Source organism: Xylanibacter caecicola, from assembly GCF_013166515.1.
In the GTDB taxonomy this organism is placed as follows: domain Bacteria; phylum Bacteroidota; class Bacteroidia; order Bacteroidales; family Bacteroidaceae; genus Prevotella; species Prevotella caecicola.
The window spans coordinates 337376-355150 of sequence record NZ_JABKKJ010000001.1 but is presented as its reverse complement, the minus strand read 5'-3'; the positions used below and the strand labels follow the sequence as shown (position 1 = coordinate 355150).

Sequence of the window (17775 nt, the reverse complement as noted above, 5' to 3'; positions counted from 1 at the left end):
CGGCATGAACATATTGGTACGCATAATAGTCTTTATAGTACTGTGTCTTGCACAGGTACTTGTGCTGAACCATATACATTTATGGAACAGCATGATACCTCTGCTCAACGTTTATTTTGTGCTTATGTTCAACCGCAACTATCCCAAATGGGGAATACAGTTGTGGTGCTTTGCCCTCGGACTGTGCATAGATATATTCTCCAACACTCCGGGAGTGTCTGCGGCGGCAATGACACTGACAGCTGTAATACAGCCGTATGTACTAAATCTGTTCATACAACGCGACACACAGGACAACATATTTCCCACCATAAGTACATTGGGGCTGTCGCGGTACTTCTATTACACACTAATTACCGTTTTCGTATACACCACGGCTTTTTTCACACTTGAGACATTCAGCTTCTTCAACTGGCAGCAATGGCTGCTCGACATAGCGGGAAGCACCGCACTGACAACGGTAATGATTCTTGCCATAGAAAATCTGCGGAAAGACTGACAGCGGCATATTTACAGCATATACAACAGTGTATGAACAAGAACTACGAGTTTGAATACAGACAATACGTTATCGGAGGGGTGGCGGTGCTTATCGTCATCATATATCTTATACGCCTGTTCACACTCCAGATAATGAGTGACGACTATAAGAAAAACGCCGACAGTAACGCATTTCTTAAGAAAGTCGAATTCCCGGCACGCGGTGTCATAACCGACCGCAACGGTCGACTGCTTGTCTACAACCAGCATTCCTACGACATAATGGTGGTGATGAAAGAGGCAAAGAACAGACTCGACACCACGGAGTTCTGCAACACTCTCGGCATAACAAAAGAGTACTTCATAAAGCGCATGAACGATATAAAAGACCGGAACAAGAATCCCGGTTATTCGCAGTTTACGCAACAACTGTTCATGAGCCAGCTTACAGACGAAGAATTCAGCATATTCCAGGAAAAGATGTACCGTTTTCCGGGCTTCTATGTGCAGAGAAGAAGTGTGAGAAGATATACTTATCCCAACGCGGCGCATATCCTCGGCGACGTTGCGGAAGTGTCAAGACAGGACATAGAGGACGACGAGTTCTACATGCCTGGCGACTATATAGGCAAGCAGGGAGTGGAACGCTCGTATGAAAAAGAGTTGAGAGGAGAGAAAGGCGTGCAGATATTCCTGCGCGATGCACACGGTCGCATACAGGGGAGCTATCAGAACGGTGCGCTCGACCGCAGTCCTGTGGCGGGAAAAGACCTCACATTGAGCATCGACATCAACCTGCAGGCACTGGGAGAAAGGCTCATGCAGGGGAAAATAGGCAGCATTGTGGCAATAGAGCCGTCGACAGGAGAGGTACTTTGCATGGTGTCTTCGCCGACATTCGACCCGCGTACAATGACCGGACGCAACCGCGGCAAGGTTCATTCGGCACTTGCCATGGACCCATGGAAGCCTTTGCTGAACCGCTCTATCATGGGACAATATCCTCCGGGGTCCACATTTAAGACATCACAAGGACTGACTTTTCTCACGGAGGGGGTGATAACGCCGGGTACAACATTCCCGTGCAGTCACGGTTTCTATCACAAGGGACTGCGCGTGGGGTGTCACGGACATGCCTCGCCGATAAGTCTTGTGCCGGCAATAACAACCTCGTGCAACGGCTATTTCTGCTGGGGACTGTACTATATGATGGGCAACAGGAAGAAATACAAAAGCGTACAGGAAGCCATGAACACGTGGCGCGACTACATGGTGAGCATGGGTTTCGGTTACAAATTGGGCATAGACCTTCCCGGAGAGAAGCGCGGACTGATACCGAATGCCGAATATTACGACAACGCCTACAGAGGCTCGTGGAACGGAATGACAATTATAAGCATCTCTATAGGACAGGGTGAGGTTAACCTTACCCCTCTTCAAATAGCCAATCTCGGCGCTACGATAGCCAACAGAGGATATTTCTACACCCCACATGTGGTAAAAAAGGTGAAAGACATGCCGCTCGACAGAAAGTTTACAGAGCGCCATTACACAAAGGCAAGCAAGAAAGCATACGAATATGTGGTGGCGGGCATGCGCGGAGCGGTGACAAACGGAACCTGCCATGCCGCCAACCGAAGCGACTATGAGGTGTGCGGAAAGACGGGAACTGCACAGAACCGCGGACAAGACCATTCTATCTTCATGGGCTTCGCACCGAAAGACAATCCGCGAATAGCCGTATCCGTATATGTGGAAAACGGCGGTTATGGTGCCGAATTCGGTGTTCCTATAGGCGCACTGATGATGGAACAGTATATAAACGGAAAGCTCTCGCCCGAGTCCGAGACCAAAGCAACGGCTTTCCAGAACAGACATATAACGTATGGAGCAAGGAACAGATAGACAATTCGGTGTGCTGCGGTCGCTCGACTGGTGGACCGTGGGCATATACATATCCCTTCTGGCTTTCGGATGGATAAGCGTATGCGGGGCAAGCTACGACTTCGGAGAGCCTGATATTTTCAGTCTGAGCACACGTTCTGGCATGCAGATTGTGTGGATTGTCACCTCGATAGGACTCGGTTTTGTACTTCTGATGCTCGACAACCGCTTCTACGACACGTTTGCATACATCATATATGCCGCATTGCTGCTGCTGCTGTTTGCCACCATATTCAATCCGCACAGCATAAAAGGTTCGCGGTCGTGGCTCGTATTGGGATCGTTGCGCCTGCAGCCGGCAGAGTTTGCAAAGTTTGCCACAGCCCTTGCAATAGCCAAACTTATGAGTGCATACGATTTCAACATACATCGCCGCAAGGATTTCCTTATCGCATGCAGCATAATCTTTGCCCCCATGCTATTCATCATCGCCCAGAACGAGACAGGGTCGGCACTGGTTTACCTGTCATTCTTCCTGATGCTCTACCGCGAAGGCATGCCGGGAAGCGTGTTGTTCACCGGCGTTGCCATGGTGATATATTTTGTTGTGGGTGTTAGATATGCAGATGTGCCACTGTTAGAAACGCCTGCATCAGTGGGAAAATTTGCCGTGATGTCTCTCATCCAGCTGTTCTCGGCAGGTATGGTATATATATATTGCAAGAACAGGAAACAGGCATGGAACATCATACTGCTATCCGTCGGCATCACAATGGCGGCATTTCTCTTATCCAAATATGTCGTTCCGTTCGACATTGTAATCATTCAGATAATAACAACGGTGGCTATTGCATGCCGACTGGCATACCGTGCGTTGAGCACACGCATCAGAAACTATCTCTACATCTCACTGTTTGTCATCGGTTCAATAGGCTTTTTCTATTCCGCTGACTTAATACTCAGCAAGATGCAGTCTCATCAGCGCACACGTATCAACGTGCTTTTAGGACTACAGGACGATCTGAAAGGAGCCGGATACAACGTACATCAGAGTGAAATTGCCATTGGTTCGGGCGGACTGAAAGGCAAGGGATTTCGCAACGGAACGCAGACAAAACTTAAATTCGTACCGGAACAGGACACAGACTTTATCTTCTGTACCGTCGGCGAAGAAGAAGGTTTCCTCGGATGTGCATTCGTTCTGAGCATGTTCCTGGCTCTGATACTGCGTCTCATCAAATTGGCTGAACGACAACCGTTCAAGTTCGGGCGTATCTACGGTTACTGCGTGCTTAGCATTTTCCTTTTCCACCTGTTCATAAACGTGGGCATGGTGCTCGGACTTACGCCTGTAATAGGCATTCCACTGCCCTTCTTCAGCTATGGCGGTTCATCGCTATGGGGCTTTACAATTCTTCTGTTCGTTTTCCTAAGGATAGATGCTGCGCGCAACATGGCACGAAAATAGTCAGTCACACTTCACTATCTTCACCCCTATATCGGATATCCCAGACAACACTTCGCGCTTCATATCATGCCTTATACGTATGTTCAGAGAGTCGCCACCGTTCAAGTCTATATCACATAAATCAAACTCATACTGATATAAACTCACCCCTTTACCATTAACATTACCTTTCTCGTCCGTCAGCGTACACTTCAACACATCAGACCGGACAATGTTACGTGGAACGCTCTGCTGTTCAACGACAAGGGTAACGCCGGTAAAGGGAAATGCGCCGGTGGTGCGCATACATACCACTTCACGGTATTTTCCGGCTGTGGCGACACGCGGAACAGAGAAAACAAGCGTGTCGCCCTTATCCCAACCGGTCTGCACGGTATGTCTGTAATCATAATATACCGTGCCGGCGGTGCATGCCGTCATCGCAGCAAACGACACGATGACAACAGCCTTCACCAATAGTTTGTTCAGTCCGACCGTCATTCAGGTTTGTTTTTGTCATGCTTTCTATGACCGTGCTCCCTCTTCGGGTGCTCGCCATGTTGCTTCTGATATTCGCCTACCTGTTTCTGACGCGGTGCCGAAGACTGCGGACGACCGCCGCGGCTCTTCGTTTTCTTCTTCTTTTTATTCTTGTCAAAGCGCGTTATGCTCTCATTGGCAAGAAGGTCTATAGGCTTCTCCTGTTCCGTCTGACTGCCGTCTGCCTGCAACGACTCAGGCTTCTCCCCACGCTTGTTCATCTCCATAACCTCCAAGGCACGGCTTCCGCTTATCGTTTCAAGGTTGGCGCCCATACGCTTGTCGGTGGAATAAGTAACCATATTGGCAAGAATGTCGCTCTTGAACAAGTAGTAGTCACTGTCAAGAGTCTGCAATATCACATCCTTTGGCGGCAGTTTGCGTCCCGCCTCGATATAATTGTCCACCTCATAGTTAAGACAACACTTCAGCTTGGCACACATTCCGGCAAGTTTCTGAGGATTGAGCGAGATGTCCTGGAAGCGTGCAGCACCCGTACTTACCGACACAAAGTTCTTCACCCACGTCGCACAGCACAACTCCCGACCGCACGGTCCCGTTCCTCCGATACGTCCCGCCTCCTGTCTCGCACCTATCTGCTTCATCTCTATACGCACGTGGAACGCCTCGGCAAGAACCTTTATGAGTTGGCGGAAGTCCACACGCTCATCGGCGATGTAGTAGAATATGGCCTTGTTTCCGTCTCCCTGATACTCCACGTCGCCAATCTTCATCTTCAAGTCAAGGTCTTTGGCTATCTGGCGGCTGCGTATCATGGTGTCGTGCTCACGGCTCTTCGCCTCGTAATACTTATCCATATCCACCTGCTTGGCAATACGGTATATACGCTTTATGTCGTCCGCCGACTTCAGGTTAGCCTTCTTCACTTGCAAAGGCACAAGTTTTCCGGTAAGTGTAACCACACCGATGTCGTGCCCCGGACTTGCCTCAACGGCAACGATATCACCCTTTTTCAAATCCAGACGGTTCACGTTGCAATAGTAACCCTTACGCGTGTTCTTGAACTGAACCTCTACAAGATCGGTTGTTTCTGCGTTTCCCGGCACGTCGGCAAGCCAGTCGTAAGTGTTGAGCTGCTTGTCCTGACGTCCGCATCCGCGCCGGCACAGCCCACGGCTGCACCCGTCTCCAACGACATATTTCAAGTTCTTGAAATCCATTTTATCCTTTTTGTTTATATGACATCAATGTCAAACCATGCTGACAAATACGCTCTTTGGCGTCGACACATTATATATATATGTAAAAAAATCACCGCAACGACGTCACTGACGGCTTCCCTGCACCAACATTACGATGGTGTTAAGTGCAATATCGAAGAAAACTATCTTGGAATTGGCATTCTGACCGATGTCGCGAATAGCCCTTCCGAACAGTTCCGACAGTTCCATAACATTTGCCTCGTTTATAAACCGTGCGAAATTGCGTGCAAAGTCCTCCTCGTCACGTGTCATGTACACCAGTTCGGGATTACGGAAGTTATACATGAAGTTCTCTCTTACCAGTCTCAGAAAGTATGCCAGCATGCGCTTCTGCTTCTCCCTGCCATATCCGGAGACCGCCTCGCTCCATTTCTTAAGGCTCTTTATGTCGCGCTTATATGCCAGTCTCATCAGCATTATGAACATGTCAAGGAACGTTCGGTTCTCGTTTCCGGTGTCAAGTTCTTCAACTGCCTTTATCCAACTGCCGTCGGCAACACGGGCTATACGCACCGCCGTATCCTCGTCTACCAGTCTGCGTTCCACCAGTGAGCGGGCAATGTCTTCCACGGCTATGCGCTTTATGTCTATGCGCTGCGTACGGCTACGTATGGTCTCGAGCAGTTTTCCCGGTTCCTCACACACCATCATGAACACCGTACGATGCGGCGGCTCCTCCAATATCTTGAGGAGTTTGTTGGCACACTCACCGTTCATGCGCTCGGGCAGCCATATTATACATATCTTATAACCGCCCTGACTCGACTTAAGACTGAGTTTCCTGATAATGCTGTCGCTCTCTCCCACCCCAATCTGTGCCTGCTGGTTGGCGGCATTCATCGCCCCGAGCCATTTGTCGATGGTAAAATACGGTCCTTCGGCAAGCATCGTTTTCCATTCTTTTCCGAAGTCGTCGCTCGTCATCTTATGTTCCGATGCGGTACCGGCAGGACGTATAACGGGATAAGAGAAGTGCAGGTCGGGATGCGACCACTTTGCGAGCATAGCCTCAACATTGTGCCTCGCCGACTCGGGAAGCATCTCGGTACCGTCTTCGGGCTGTCGTCCTTCGCCAAGAAGATACGACGCGAACGCCATTGCCACTGCCATTTTGCCGCAGCCGTGAGGTCCGCAAAACATCATGGCATGAGGCACACGATCCTCGCGCACCATTTGCACGAGCCTCTGCCTTACTTCGTCCTGCCCTATTACCTCACTGAAATTCATCGCCCGTATACTGTGTTCTCATTGTCGCCGTATGCCTTCATATTTTCAATGTATATGTGCACATACGGTTGCAAATTTACTAAAAATATCTGTCTTTCTTACCGAAACGTCAATAAATATTGGGGAAACAACGGGCATAAACGTATTAAAGGACAAGGAAATAAATCAATAATCTATAATAACAATGAGTAAAAATCAGACAGGTAGCAAGGCTTACCTTATTTCTATCGTAATGGTTGCCGTATTGGGCGGACTGCTCTTCGGCTACGACACAGCAGTGATTTCCGGTGCCGAAAAAGGTCTTCAGGCATTTTTCCTCGGCGCTTCCGACTTTGCCTATACCGACGCCTGGCACGGCTTTACTTGTGCAAGCGCCCTTATAGGATGTATCATCGGTAGCGGCATCTCGGGCTTTCTTGCCTCGAGATGGGGACGCAAAAGGTCGCTGATCTTTGCCGGACTGATGTTTTTCGTGTCCGCTCTCGGCAGCATGACACCCGAGTTTCTTTTCTTCGAACATGGCGTTCCGACGCTCAACCTTCTCGTTGCGTTCAACATTTACCGCGTAATAGGCGGCGTGGGCGTTGGTCTGGCATCGGCGATATGCCCCATGTACATCGCCGAAGTTGCCCCGTCGGACATCCGCGGAACCCTTGTGTCGTGGAACCAGTTTGCCATTATCTTCGGTCAGCTGGTGGTATACTTCGTGAACTTTGTCATCCTCGGCAACAATGTCAATCCCGTCATCGAGGCAATGCGCATTCTAAACGCCGACGAGGCCGCATGGACAATATCCACGGGCTGGCGCTACATGTTCGGAAGCGAGGCTGTTCCTGCCGGACTATTCGCCCTGCTGATATGCTTCGTGCCCGAGACACCGCGCTATCTTGTGATGATAAACCGTGACGACAAGGCACTCGCCATACTCCAGAAGATAAACGGCAAGGCGGAAGGACATGACATTCTCGAGGATATAAAGAACACCATAACGGAGAAAACGGAACATATCTTCACATACGGCTGGCTCGTGATATTCATCGGAATAATGCTCAGCGTATTCCAGCAGGCTGTCGGCATCAATGCCGTACTCTACTATGCACCGCGCATATTCAGCGACATGGGCATGACAAACCCGATGGTCAACACAATAGTAATGGGTGTCGTAAACATACTCTTCACGCTCGTTGCCGTGTTCACCGTGGAGAAATGGGGACGCAAGCCGCTGCTCATCACCGGCTCGGCAGGCATGGCGCTCGGCGCTTTCGGAGTGGCTCTGACATTCGGCGACGCCAATATGAGCATCGTAACTATGCTGAGCATAATGATATACAGTGCCTCGTTCATGATGTCGTGGGGTCCCATCTGCTGGGTGCTCATAGCGGAAATATTCCCCAACACCATTCGTGGTGCCGCCGTGGCGATAGCCGTGGCCTTCCAATGGGTGTTCAACTGGATTGTAAGTGCCACCTTCGTGCCGATGTTCAACATGCGTCTTGACAGCGATCCTAACTTCGGGCACTGGTTCACATACGGACTATACGGCATTATATGCGTTGCAGCGGCATTCTTCGTATGGCGCCTTGTGCCCGAGACAAAGGGAAAGACGCTCGAGGACATGAGCGAGTTGTGGAAAGAAAAGAGATGAGATTGTAAAAGGAGAGAAGGAAGATTTTTTAAGGAGATAAAGGGAGATAGGAGAAGATAAAGGGAAGATAGAGGACAAATGCCTTGTTTTTTTATTACAGGCTATTGTCTTTTATCTTCCGTGGCGACAGCCACATATCTTTTCCTATCTCCCTTTATCTCCTTTAAAAATCCATCCTTTTCCACCCAGCTGAAAACTCACTGAAAATCAATATATTACAAAACGCGTTCCAAAATGTGGTGTTTTGCATCCTAAAAGGGCACCTTTTAGCGTCTGAAAGGGCATCTTTCAGACGCTAAAACGCCACCTCTTGGAAACAAGTGACAGCCATACGGTTTACGTTTCGGAAATAAATCGTATATTTGCATAGCCGAAAAACAGATTAAACATCATCATTATCATGCAAAAGAAACACATCATCACGTTCATCGCCGCGGCAATTGTCTGCGGCACATCGTGCTCGTCTCACTACACACCGGTGAGCGTGGAAAGAAGCAGGATACTTATAGACAACAGATATGACAACACCCAAGGCAACGACGGGACAGCACAGTTCATAACCCCCTACAAGCAGGTGGTGGACAGCATCGTAAGTCCGGTAGTTGGCATATCGGCAAGATATATGGCGGCAGACAGACCTGAAAGCCTGTTGTCAAATCTGCTGGCAGACATCCTGATACACGGCAGCGCGGACTACGGCGAGAAGCCCGACTTCTCGGTATACAACATCGGCGGCATACGGTCGGCATTTGCCGAGGGCAACGTGACATACGGCGATGTGACAGACGTGGCGCCTTTCGACAACAAGATATACTTCATGACGCTCAGCGGAAAGAAGGTCAAGGAGCTGTTCAGACAAATAGCCGGTACAGGCGGCGAGGGTGTAAGCCACGGTGTGGAACTGGTAATAGACGGCAAGGGACACCTGCTGTCCGCACGACTGAACGGCGAGGAGGTAGACGAAAGCAGAAACTATCGCGTGGCAACGCTCGACTATCTGGCACAGGGCAACGACAAGATGCTGGCGTTCAAGGACGGAACAGACATTAACGCACCGGCATCTGACGACAACAACGTGCGTTTTATAATAATGAAATACATGAGCGGACTGATGAAGAGGGGCATTGCCGCCGACTCGAAGATAGAAGGACGCATAACCGTAAAACAACAGTAAGGAGGAACGGACATTATGAAAAGGCTTTTTATCGTATGCATGATATGTGCCGCGGCAATGGCAGCAAGGGCACAGAAGGAACTGACAATACTGCACACCAACGACACGCACAGCTGCGTGTCGCCGCTGAACCCCAATCTGGCAGACACCATGATTGCCAACCGCGGGGGCTTCATACGCCGTGCGGAAATGGTGAGACAGGAGCGCGCAAAGTGCCCGGGACTGCTGTTATTGGACAGCGGCGACTTCTCGCAAGGCTCACCTTATTATAATATATATAAGGGCGAGGTTGAAGTGGGACTGATGAACCTCATGGAATATGACGCCGCCACAATAGGCAACCACGAGTTCGACTTCGGTCTGGAGAACATGGCAAGGCTCTTCCGCATGGCAAAGTTTCCCATTGTATGTGCCAACTACGACTTTACGGGCACACCGGTGGAGGGACTCGTGAAGCCATACGTAATAATACGCCGCAACGGATTGAAAATAGGAATATTCGGTCTTTCGCCCAAAATGGAAGGACTTGTCCTTGCCGGAAACTGTAAAGGCGTGAAATACAAAGACCCTATAAAAGCGGGCAACGAGACGGCTAAGATGCTTAAGGAAGAGAAGCGGTGCAATGTGGTGATATGCCTGTCGCATCTGGGCTGGAACATCAAGGGAACGGACGACACGGAGATGATGCGCGGAACACGTAACATAGACCTGGTACTGGGCGGACATTCCCACTCGTATTTCAAGGAACTGCGATATGAGAACAACCTCGACGGCACTGCCGTGCCTAACGACCAGAACGGGAAACACGGCGTTTTCGTGGGCAAACTGAAAATAAAATTCGATAAAAAGTAGAACCGCAAACCGTAAGGCAACGGCATAGGGTGACGGCAAACAGGCAGCCGTCACTTCAGAACGACACCTGTGAAGATACGTCCGGAGGCTGTTCCGAGCCTTCGGGCGGAGAAATAGTCGGCTGAATTGTTATATGTGCATATTCCGCACATCTGTATATTACCGGCAGGAATGCCCGAAGCCACCAATTGCAGACGGTTGCACGTGGGCAGGTCTATATGCCATCTGTCTCGGCGGAACGATATATCGTCCATTCTGAAACCGTTATTCAGGAATTCATCGTACACTTCATCGCCTACCTCAAAGGCATCGCCCGATATGCCGGGACCGACAACAGCCTTCATCGTATGCGGTGACGAGCCGTAGCGGCGGCACATGGCGGCAACGGCTTTTTCGGCAATGCGCGCCACAGTTCCGCGCCAGCCGGCATGAACTACGCATGCCGCATGGCACACGGTATCATAGATGATAACAGGAATACAGTCGGCAGTGGACACGCCGAAGCATACGCCCGGCACATTGCTCATAACGGCATCGACGCCGTCGAGTATGTCTTTGCGACGGCATGCGGACATGGAAAAGAAATCAGGTTCAACCACGGCAATCTCCGTGCGATGAACCTGATGTGGTAAAAGAAGATGACTGTCGTCCACGCCAAGCAGACGACAGAGAGTCTCGCGGTTTGCCGTCACAGCCTCTGAGGCATCTCCACAATAAGGATTAATATTGAAACTGCCATACGCGCCGCGGCTTACACCGCCGTGACGGGTGGAACTGAACGCCGTAACCTGCGGCGCAATATCATAATATGTCAGCCCCGGGGCTTTCATTCGTCTATATCGACAATTTCGTAATCGTCGAGTTCGTCAATGTCTTCGATGTCTTCATCATCAACAAACTCAATGTTGTCCTCGCCCTCTATGTGCAGCTCTTCGGACAGACGGCTCATGTCCTTGTCGCGATGAACAAGCGTGTCTTCTGCCGTGATGTCATGGAGTTTGTTGCTCTCGCTGTTCAGTTCGCGCCACAGCACATCCTTCAGTTCTTCAAGACCTTGACCCGTAACGGCAGAAATGAACACCACGGGTATATCGTCGGGCGTGGTCTCGCGGAGCATCTCTATAAGTTCGTCGTCCAGAAGGTCGCACTTGGTGACGGCAAGCACACGGTGTTTGTCTGTCATCTCAGGGTTGAAACTGCTCAGTTCGTTGAGAAGTATCTCGTATTCGCGCTTTATATCGTCAGTATCTCCCGGCACCATAAAGAGCAACAGCGAGTTTCGCTCGATATGACGAAGGAACCTCAGCCCCAGTCCTTTGCCCTCGCTGGCACCCTCGATGATACCCGGTATGTCTGCCATGACGAACGACTGGCGGTCGTGATAGCTCACGATGCCGAGCGAAGGTTCGAGCGTTGTAAACGGATAGTTGGCAATCTTGGGACGTGCACTTGACAATGCGGACAGCAAAGTACTCTTACCGGCATTGGGGAAGCCCACCAGACCCACATCGGCAAGCAACTTAAGCTCCATTATAACGGTAAGTTCTTGCATCGGTTCGCCCGGCTGAGCATAGCGCGGAGCCTGGTTGGTGGCTGTCCGGAACTGAAAGTTGCCCAGTCCGCCTCGACCACCCTTGAGCAACATAACGACCTGTCCGTCGTGCATCACATCACATATAAACTTACCTGTCTCGGCATCATACACAACCGTTCCGCACGGCACGTCTATATACTCGTCCTTTCCATCGGTACCGTGACATTTGTCGCGACCTCCGTTTCCACCGTGTCCGGCACGTACGTGGCGCTGATACTTGAGATGAAGCAGCGTCCAGTAGTTATGGTTTCCACGCAGATAGACATTACCTCCGCGACCTCCGTCGCCCCCGTCCGGTCCTCCATTGGGCTGATACTTTATGTGGCGCAAGTGCATGGAGCCACGACCGCCCTTTCCGGAACGGCAATAAATCTTTACGTAGTCTACAAAGTTAGATTCCATTATTATTGATTTGGGGTTTCGGAATATGTTTCGTCAATGCGGCGGCACTGACCTTTATTATACGTTTTCGATAACGTCGCAGACATCGGCGAATATGCGGTCAAGGTCGCCAAATCCGTCGATGTGGTGGTGCAGGCTCTCTTTCTTGTACCAGTCTATGAGCGGAGCCGTCTGGTTGTGATATACATCAAGACGCTTCTTTATCGTTTCCTCATTGTCATCGGAACGACCACTCTCCTTGCCACGGTTGATGAGACGTTTCATCAGTTCGTCTTCCGGCACGTCAAGCTCTATCATCGCGGCAATATCATGCCCGCGTTCGGCAAGCATATTCTTAAGTGCCTCTGCCTGTGGAATGGTGCGCGGAAATCCGTCGAATATCACACCGTTATGCTCACTGCCAAAGCTGTCGTATACGTTTGCCAGTATATCGATCATCAGTTCATCGGGGATAAGCTGTCCGTTGGATATGAACTTGTTGGCTGTAACACCAAGTTCCGTACCCGCCTTTATCTCTTTACGGAGCACATCACCCGTGGAAATGTGTTCCAGTCCATACTTGTCGATAATGAGATCGCTCTGTGTTCCCTTACCGGAACCCGGTGCTCCGAATATTACAATATTCTTCATTGTCCTTTTCTTTGTTGTATTTAAAAACCAAACCTATTACTTTTTTACATACAGACATTGTGCGCCGCCGCAATAAAAGGTGCCCGCACATGCCGTCAGGGTATAAATATAGGGATACGGCATGCCGCATCCCTGCAAGGATTATTCCTCTACCAAAGTGTATATATCGCGCAGGTTGCGTCCCTGCTGGTCGTAATCAAGACCGTAGCCCACGATGAAATCATTCGGGATTTCCATTGCCGCATACTCTATGTTGAGGTTTATTTTCAGCTTTTCGGGCTTCAGTAGCAGTGTACAAATATGTATAGACTCGGGATTGCGGGTGCCCAATGTGTCTATCATACGCTTCATCGTAAGTCCCGATTCGACGATGTCTTCCACAATGATAACCGTTCTTCCCGCCAGGTCTTCGTTAATTCCGATGACCTCTTTTATCTCGCCCGTGGATGTGGTTCCCTGATAAGAAGCAAGCTTGACAAAAGATATCTCACACGGAATGGTTATCATGCGCATCAAGTCGGCAGCAAACATAAACGATCCGTTGAGTACTGCAAGCAGCAGCGGGTTCTTGCCTGCCATGTCGGTATTTATCCTGTCGGCAACGGCTTTGACTCGTTTTAGTATCTCTTCTTCAGGATAAGAAGTCTCAAACTTCTTGTCCAAAATGTTTATAACAGCCATAATTGCTTTTTATTTTGGCACAAAATTACTAAAAATATATCAAACAATAAGCACTGATTGGTATTAATTTAGTATTTTTGCAACGATGAAGATTTTTACCGGAGCTCAGGTTAAGGAGCTTGACAAATATACAATCGAACACGAGCCGATAAAGTCGGAGGATTTGATGGAACGTGCGGCGGATGCGCTCACACGTGCCATTACCGCGTCTTGGGGCACGGATACAGCGGTGGTGGTATTTGCCGGACCGGGCAACAACGGCGGCGACGCACTGGCAGTGGCACGAATGCTGGCTGAAAAAGACTATCGGACAACCGCATATCTGTTCAATATCGGCAACACGTTGTCCGAAGACTGCACAATAAACAAGAAGCGGTTGCAGGACTGCAAGAAACTTAGGAAATTCATAGAAGTAACCAACGAGTTCGACCCTCCACGGCTTGAAAAGGGCATGTTGGTCATCGACGGACTGTTCGGTTCGGGGCTCAACAAGCCTCTTGCAGGAGGTTTCGCATCATTGGTAAAATACATCAACCAGTCTCCGGCGCAGGTGGTGAGTATCGATATACCGTCGGGACTGATGTCAGAAGACAACACTTACAGCGTAAGGGCAAACATCATCAAAGCCGACATGACGCTTACGCTACAACAAAAGAAACTTTCTTTCATGTTTCCCGAGAACCAGAACTTCATCGGAAAACTGCAAATTCTCGACATCGGACTGAGCAAAGACGGTATCGAGAGCATACCTGCCACATACTCGGTGGTAGAGGAAAAAGATATAAAAGCACGCATCCTGCATCGCAACAGCTTTGCACATAAAGGCGATATGGGTAGCGCATTGCTCATTGCCGGAAGCTACGGGATGGCAGGAGCCGCCGTTCTTGCGGCAAAGGCATGCCTGCGTTCCGGAACCGGAAAAGTGACGGTAGGAACACCAAAGCGCAACAACGATATCCTGCAAATATCCGTTCCGGAAGCGATCGTGCATCATGACAAGGACGACAAGTACTTCACCGAACCGATAGACGTGGAAGAATTCGATGCTCTCGGCATAGGTCCGGGACTGGGACAGAATGAAAACACAGCCATTGCACTTATCACCCAAATAAGGAAAACACAGGTTCCGATTGTGCTTGACGCCGATGCATTGAACATATTGGCAAGCCACCGTGCATGGCTGCAACAGCTTCCGAAAGGCATAATAATGACTCCCCATCCCAAAGAATTCGAACGTCTGGCGGGCAACCACTATGTAGACAGCTACGAAAGACTGTGCAAGGCACAAAGCATGGCACAGCAACTGCACGCCTATATAATACTTAAAGGGCATCATTCGGCACTCTGCCTGCCCGACGGAACAGTCATCTTCAACTCTACGGGCAATGCCGGAATGGCTACGGCGGGCAGTGGCGATGTACTGACAGGCATCATCACGGGACTGCTGGCACGGGGATACAAACAAGCCGAAGCATGCCTTACGGGAATGTACCTGCATGGTATTGCCGGCGACATTGCCGCAAAAGAGAAAGGAATGGAAAGCCTCACGGCAGGCGATTTGATAGAAAAAATACCACAGGCATTCGCATTTCTGGACAAATAACAACTGGAAACAATCCGTAAGATCTATGAAAAAGTTTATAACAACAGCCGTTATCGGCTTGTTATTCATGTCTTCTGCCATGGCGCAAGACGACATGCCGACAGTACAGGGTACAACTTATTTCCTCCCGAAAACAGCACTTCGCTTTTCCATATTGGCTGAAAAGAAGACGTATACGCCGGGCGAATATGCCAAATATGCCGAGAAATACCTACGTAAAATGGATGTTTCGCTCGAGCCGGAAACGACATACCGCATATTGAACGTCAACATATCATCGTTCGGCATGCCCGATTCTACAAAACAGTATGTGGCGAAAAACGACGCGAAACACAGCATATCGACACTCCAAAGAGACGAGAACGGAGTGCTACTTGCCGTAAACACCACCAACACGCGCACCACAACAGAGCCGGAAGCATTCAAGCCGGCAAACAAGGTGAAGCCTCTTAATCCGCGCGACTTCATGAACGAGGAGATACTTTCTGCCGGAAGTACGGTCAAAATGGCAGAACTCTGTGCCCGCGAGATATATGACATACGCGAAAACAAAAGCCTTCTTAACAAAGGACAGGCGGACTTCATGCCTAAAGACGGTGAGCAGTTGCGCATCATGCTGGAAAATCTTAACACGCAGGAAGCGGCACTTCTACAGTTGTTCGACGGCACGACACAAACCGACACCATTGAAAAGGTAATAACATTCATACCTTCAAAAGAAACGGGAAAACAGGTTCTGTTCCGCTTTTCGTCAAAGATCGGTTTCACAGATGCCGACGACCTCGCAGGCAGACCTTATTATATAGATACGGAAGACCTTCACGTAATGCCTGTAATAAAGACCACTATAGAGGAGATCAAGAAAGAAAAGGAAGACTCGGGGATATGTGTCAACCTGCCCGGAAAAATAAGAGTGACACTTTATAAGGGAACCGATGTGTGGGCAGCATACGAACTTTACGCAGCACAATACGGCATGGTGGAAGCCCTGAACAGCAATATGTTCAGCAAGAAGTTCACCACAAACCTTATATTAAATCCTGTAACGGGCAACGTGGAGAACATCAGTACAGAGATGATAAAGAAATAGGCGGGGCGTCAAACGTCACGATCTGCAAGCGCGACAGCGCCATGTCACGACACGACCGCAACCCAGAAACACATTCCGGACACGCAGCACTGCAAAAAGAAAGACTAAAATCATAAAAGCATACATATACTAAAAAGCAACCGGAGCAGCCTTCTTGCAAGACTGCTCCGGTTGTTTTATGCTATTTCAAGATGCCTTCTGTTATTCAGCAAGTTTGCCGTCAGAACCCAGCACATCAATAATCTTGTGCTTGTACATCTTCTCCATCTCGTCGCGTGCAGGACCGCAATACTTACGTGGGTCAAACTCGCCCGGCTTCTCAGCCAATGTTTTACGAACGGCTGCTGTAAAAGCAAGACGTGAGTCAGAGTCGATGTTAATCTTGCAGACAGCACTTGCCGAAGCCTTACGCAACTGCTCTTCGGGTATTCCGACTGCATCGGGCAGTTTTCCGCCATATTCGTTGATCATGTCAACATATTCCTGAGGAACAGAAGAAGAACCGTGCAGCACGATAGGGAAGCCCGGCAATTTCTCCATGATAGCATCGAGAACGTCGAAAGCAAGAGGAGGAGGAACCAGTTTGCCTGTCTTCGGGTCGCGTGTACACTGCTCCGGCTTGAACTTATATGCTCCGTGGCTTGTTCCGATAGAGATAGCCAGCGAGTCAACACCTGTCTTTGTAACGAAGTCGATAACCTCCTCAGGCTTTGTATAGTGAGATTCCTCAGCCACGACCTCATCCTCAACACCGGCAAGAACACCAAGCTCGCCCTCAACGGTAACATCGTGAGCATGAGCATATTCAACAACCTTCTTCGTAAGAGCTACGTTCTCGTCGTAAGGAAGAGCCGAACCGTCGATCATTACAGAAGAGAAGCCCATGTCTACACAACTCTTGCACAACTCGAAACTGTCGCCGTGGTCAAGATGCAGAACAACCTCCGGATGCTCGCAGCCCAGTTCCTTTGCATATTCAACGGCTCCCTGTGCCATATACTGCAGAAGAGTCTGGTTAGCATAGTTGCGCGCTCCTTTCGACACCTGAAGTATAACCGGTGACTTCAGTTCAGAAGACGCTTTGATAATAGCCTGCAACTGCTCCATGTTATTAAAGTTGAAAGCAGGTACTGCATAACCTCCGTTGATGGCTCTCTTAAACATTTCACGTGTGTTTACCAAGCCCAGTGTTTTATAACTTGCCATAATTTTTTAGTTGATATTATATGTTAAACAAATTCAAATGCGAGACAAAGGTAATATTTTAATTTATCAATACAAAGGGTTGAACACTTTTTTTACA

General features: G+C 49.4%; 16 protein-coding genes. 8 read left to right on the top strand and 8 right to left on the bottom strand.

Features of this window, described 5'->3' with window-relative positions; genetic code table 11:
• Window positions 1-4 precede the first annotated feature (4 nt).
• From mreD to rodA, 3 genes are read left to right on the top strand one after another with little or no spacing between them, the layout of a single operon-like run.
• A complete protein-coding gene (mreD, locus tag HPS54_RS01450; protein ID WP_172343712.1) occupies window positions 5-499 on the top strand; it encodes a rod shape-determining protein MreD in 495 nt (164 codons plus the stop codon).
• Between the two features lie 32 nt (window positions 500-531).
• Entirely contained in the window at window positions 532-2385 is a 1854-nt protein-coding gene (mrdA, locus tag HPS54_RS01445) for a penicillin-binding protein 2 (protein ID WP_172343711.1), read from the top strand.
• Window positions 2366-3832: a rod shape-determining protein RodA gene (rodA, locus tag HPS54_RS01440; protein ID WP_172343710.1), complete on the top strand. Its 1467-nt coding sequence runs from the start codon at window positions 2366-2368 to the stop codon at window positions 3830-3832. Before mrdA ends, rodA begins: the two co-directional genes overlap by 20 nt.
• Here the strand turns inward: rodA and HPS54_RS01435 are convergent, their stop codons facing one another.
• The 3 genes from HPS54_RS01435 to HPS54_RS01425 form a co-directional block, all read right to left on the bottom strand.
• Entirely contained in the window at window positions 3833-4312 is a 480-nt protein-coding gene (locus HPS54_RS01435; RefSeq protein ID WP_172343709.1) for a gliding motility lipoprotein GldH, read from the bottom strand. It lies immediately after the preceding gene.
• Window positions 4309-5532: a regulatory iron-sulfur-containing complex subunit RicT gene (locus HPS54_RS01430; protein ID WP_172343708.1), complete on the bottom strand. Its 1224-nt coding sequence runs from the start codon at window positions 5530-5532 to the stop codon at window positions 4309-4311. The genes HPS54_RS01435 and HPS54_RS01430 overlap by 4 nt, the downstream gene beginning before the upstream one ends.
• Before the next feature lie 105 nt (window positions 5533-5637).
• A complete protein-coding gene (locus HPS54_RS01425) occupies window positions 5638-6801 on the bottom strand; it encodes a DNA polymerase III subunit (protein ID WP_172343707.1) in 1164 nt (387 codons plus the stop codon).
• 184 nt (window positions 6802-6985) lie between these two features.
• Here HPS54_RS01425 and xylE point away from each other — a divergent pair, with 184 nt between their 5' ends.
• The 3 genes from xylE to HPS54_RS01410 all read left to right on the top strand — a co-directional run bounded on the left by xylE (window position 6986) and on the right by HPS54_RS01410 (window position 10472).
• The gene (gene xylE / locus HPS54_RS01420) at window positions 6986-8446 is read left to right on the top strand and encodes a D-xylose transporter XylE (protein WP_172343706.1); all 1461 of its coding nucleotides are present in this window, start codon (window positions 6986-6988) and stop codon (window positions 8444-8446) included.
• 400 nt (window positions 8447-8846) lie between these two features.
• Window positions 8847-9620 (top strand): 5'-nucleotidase C-terminal domain-containing protein, encoded by a 774-nt coding sequence (locus tag HPS54_RS01415; protein ID WP_172343705.1) that lies wholly within the window; start codon window positions 8847-8849, stop codon window positions 9618-9620.
• Between the two features lie 15 nt (window positions 9621-9635).
• A complete protein-coding gene (locus HPS54_RS01410; protein ID WP_172343704.1) occupies window positions 9636-10472 on the top strand; it encodes a bifunctional metallophosphatase/5'-nucleotidase in 837 nt (278 codons plus the stop codon).
• A gap of 50 nt (window positions 10473-10522) precedes the next feature.
• On the opposite strand, the gene pgeF is transcribed toward HPS54_RS01410, so the two are convergent.
• From pgeF to hpt, 4 genes are all read right to left on the bottom strand, one after another.
• A complete protein-coding gene (gene pgeF, locus HPS54_RS01405) occupies window positions 10523-11302 on the bottom strand; it encodes a peptidoglycan editing factor PgeF (RefSeq protein WP_172343703.1) in 780 nt (259 codons plus the stop codon).
• Entirely contained in the window at window positions 11299-12468 is a 1170-nt protein-coding gene (gene obgE / locus HPS54_RS01400; protein WP_172343702.1) for a GTPase ObgE, read from the bottom strand. The genes pgeF and obgE overlap by 4 nt, the downstream gene beginning before the upstream one ends.
• Window positions 12469-12525: 57 nt before the next feature.
• On the bottom strand, window positions 12526-13098 hold the full coding sequence (locus tag HPS54_RS01395; RefSeq protein ID WP_172343701.1) for an adenylate kinase: 573 nt from the start codon (window positions 13096-13098) through the stop codon (window positions 12526-12528).
• 141 nt (window positions 13099-13239) lie between these two features.
• Window positions 13240-13779, bottom strand: coding sequence for a hypoxanthine phosphoribosyltransferase (hpt, locus tag HPS54_RS01390; RefSeq protein ID WP_172343700.1), 540 nt, complete (start codon window positions 13777-13779; stop codon window positions 13240-13242).
• Between the two features lie 85 nt (window positions 13780-13864).
• Between hpt and HPS54_RS01385 the strand changes: the two genes are divergently transcribed.
• The gene (locus HPS54_RS01385; RefSeq protein WP_172343699.1) at window positions 13865-15382 is read left to right on the top strand and encodes an NAD(P)H-hydrate dehydratase; all 1518 of its coding nucleotides are present in this window, start codon (window positions 13865-13867) and stop codon (window positions 15380-15382) included.
• 25 nt (window positions 15383-15407) lie between these two features.
• Window positions 15408-16472: a DUF4831 family protein gene (locus HPS54_RS01380; RefSeq protein WP_172343698.1), complete on the top strand. Its 1065-nt coding sequence runs from the start codon at window positions 15408-15410 to the stop codon at window positions 16470-16472.
• Between the two features lie 201 nt (window positions 16473-16673).
• Here HPS54_RS01380 and HPS54_RS01375 read toward each other — a convergent pair whose 3' ends face one another.
• On the bottom strand, window positions 16674-17678 hold the full coding sequence (locus tag HPS54_RS01375; protein WP_172343697.1) for a class II fructose-bisphosphate aldolase: 1005 nt from the start codon (window positions 17676-17678) through the stop codon (window positions 16674-16676).
• Between the last annotated feature and the right edge of the window lie 97 nt (window positions 17679-17775).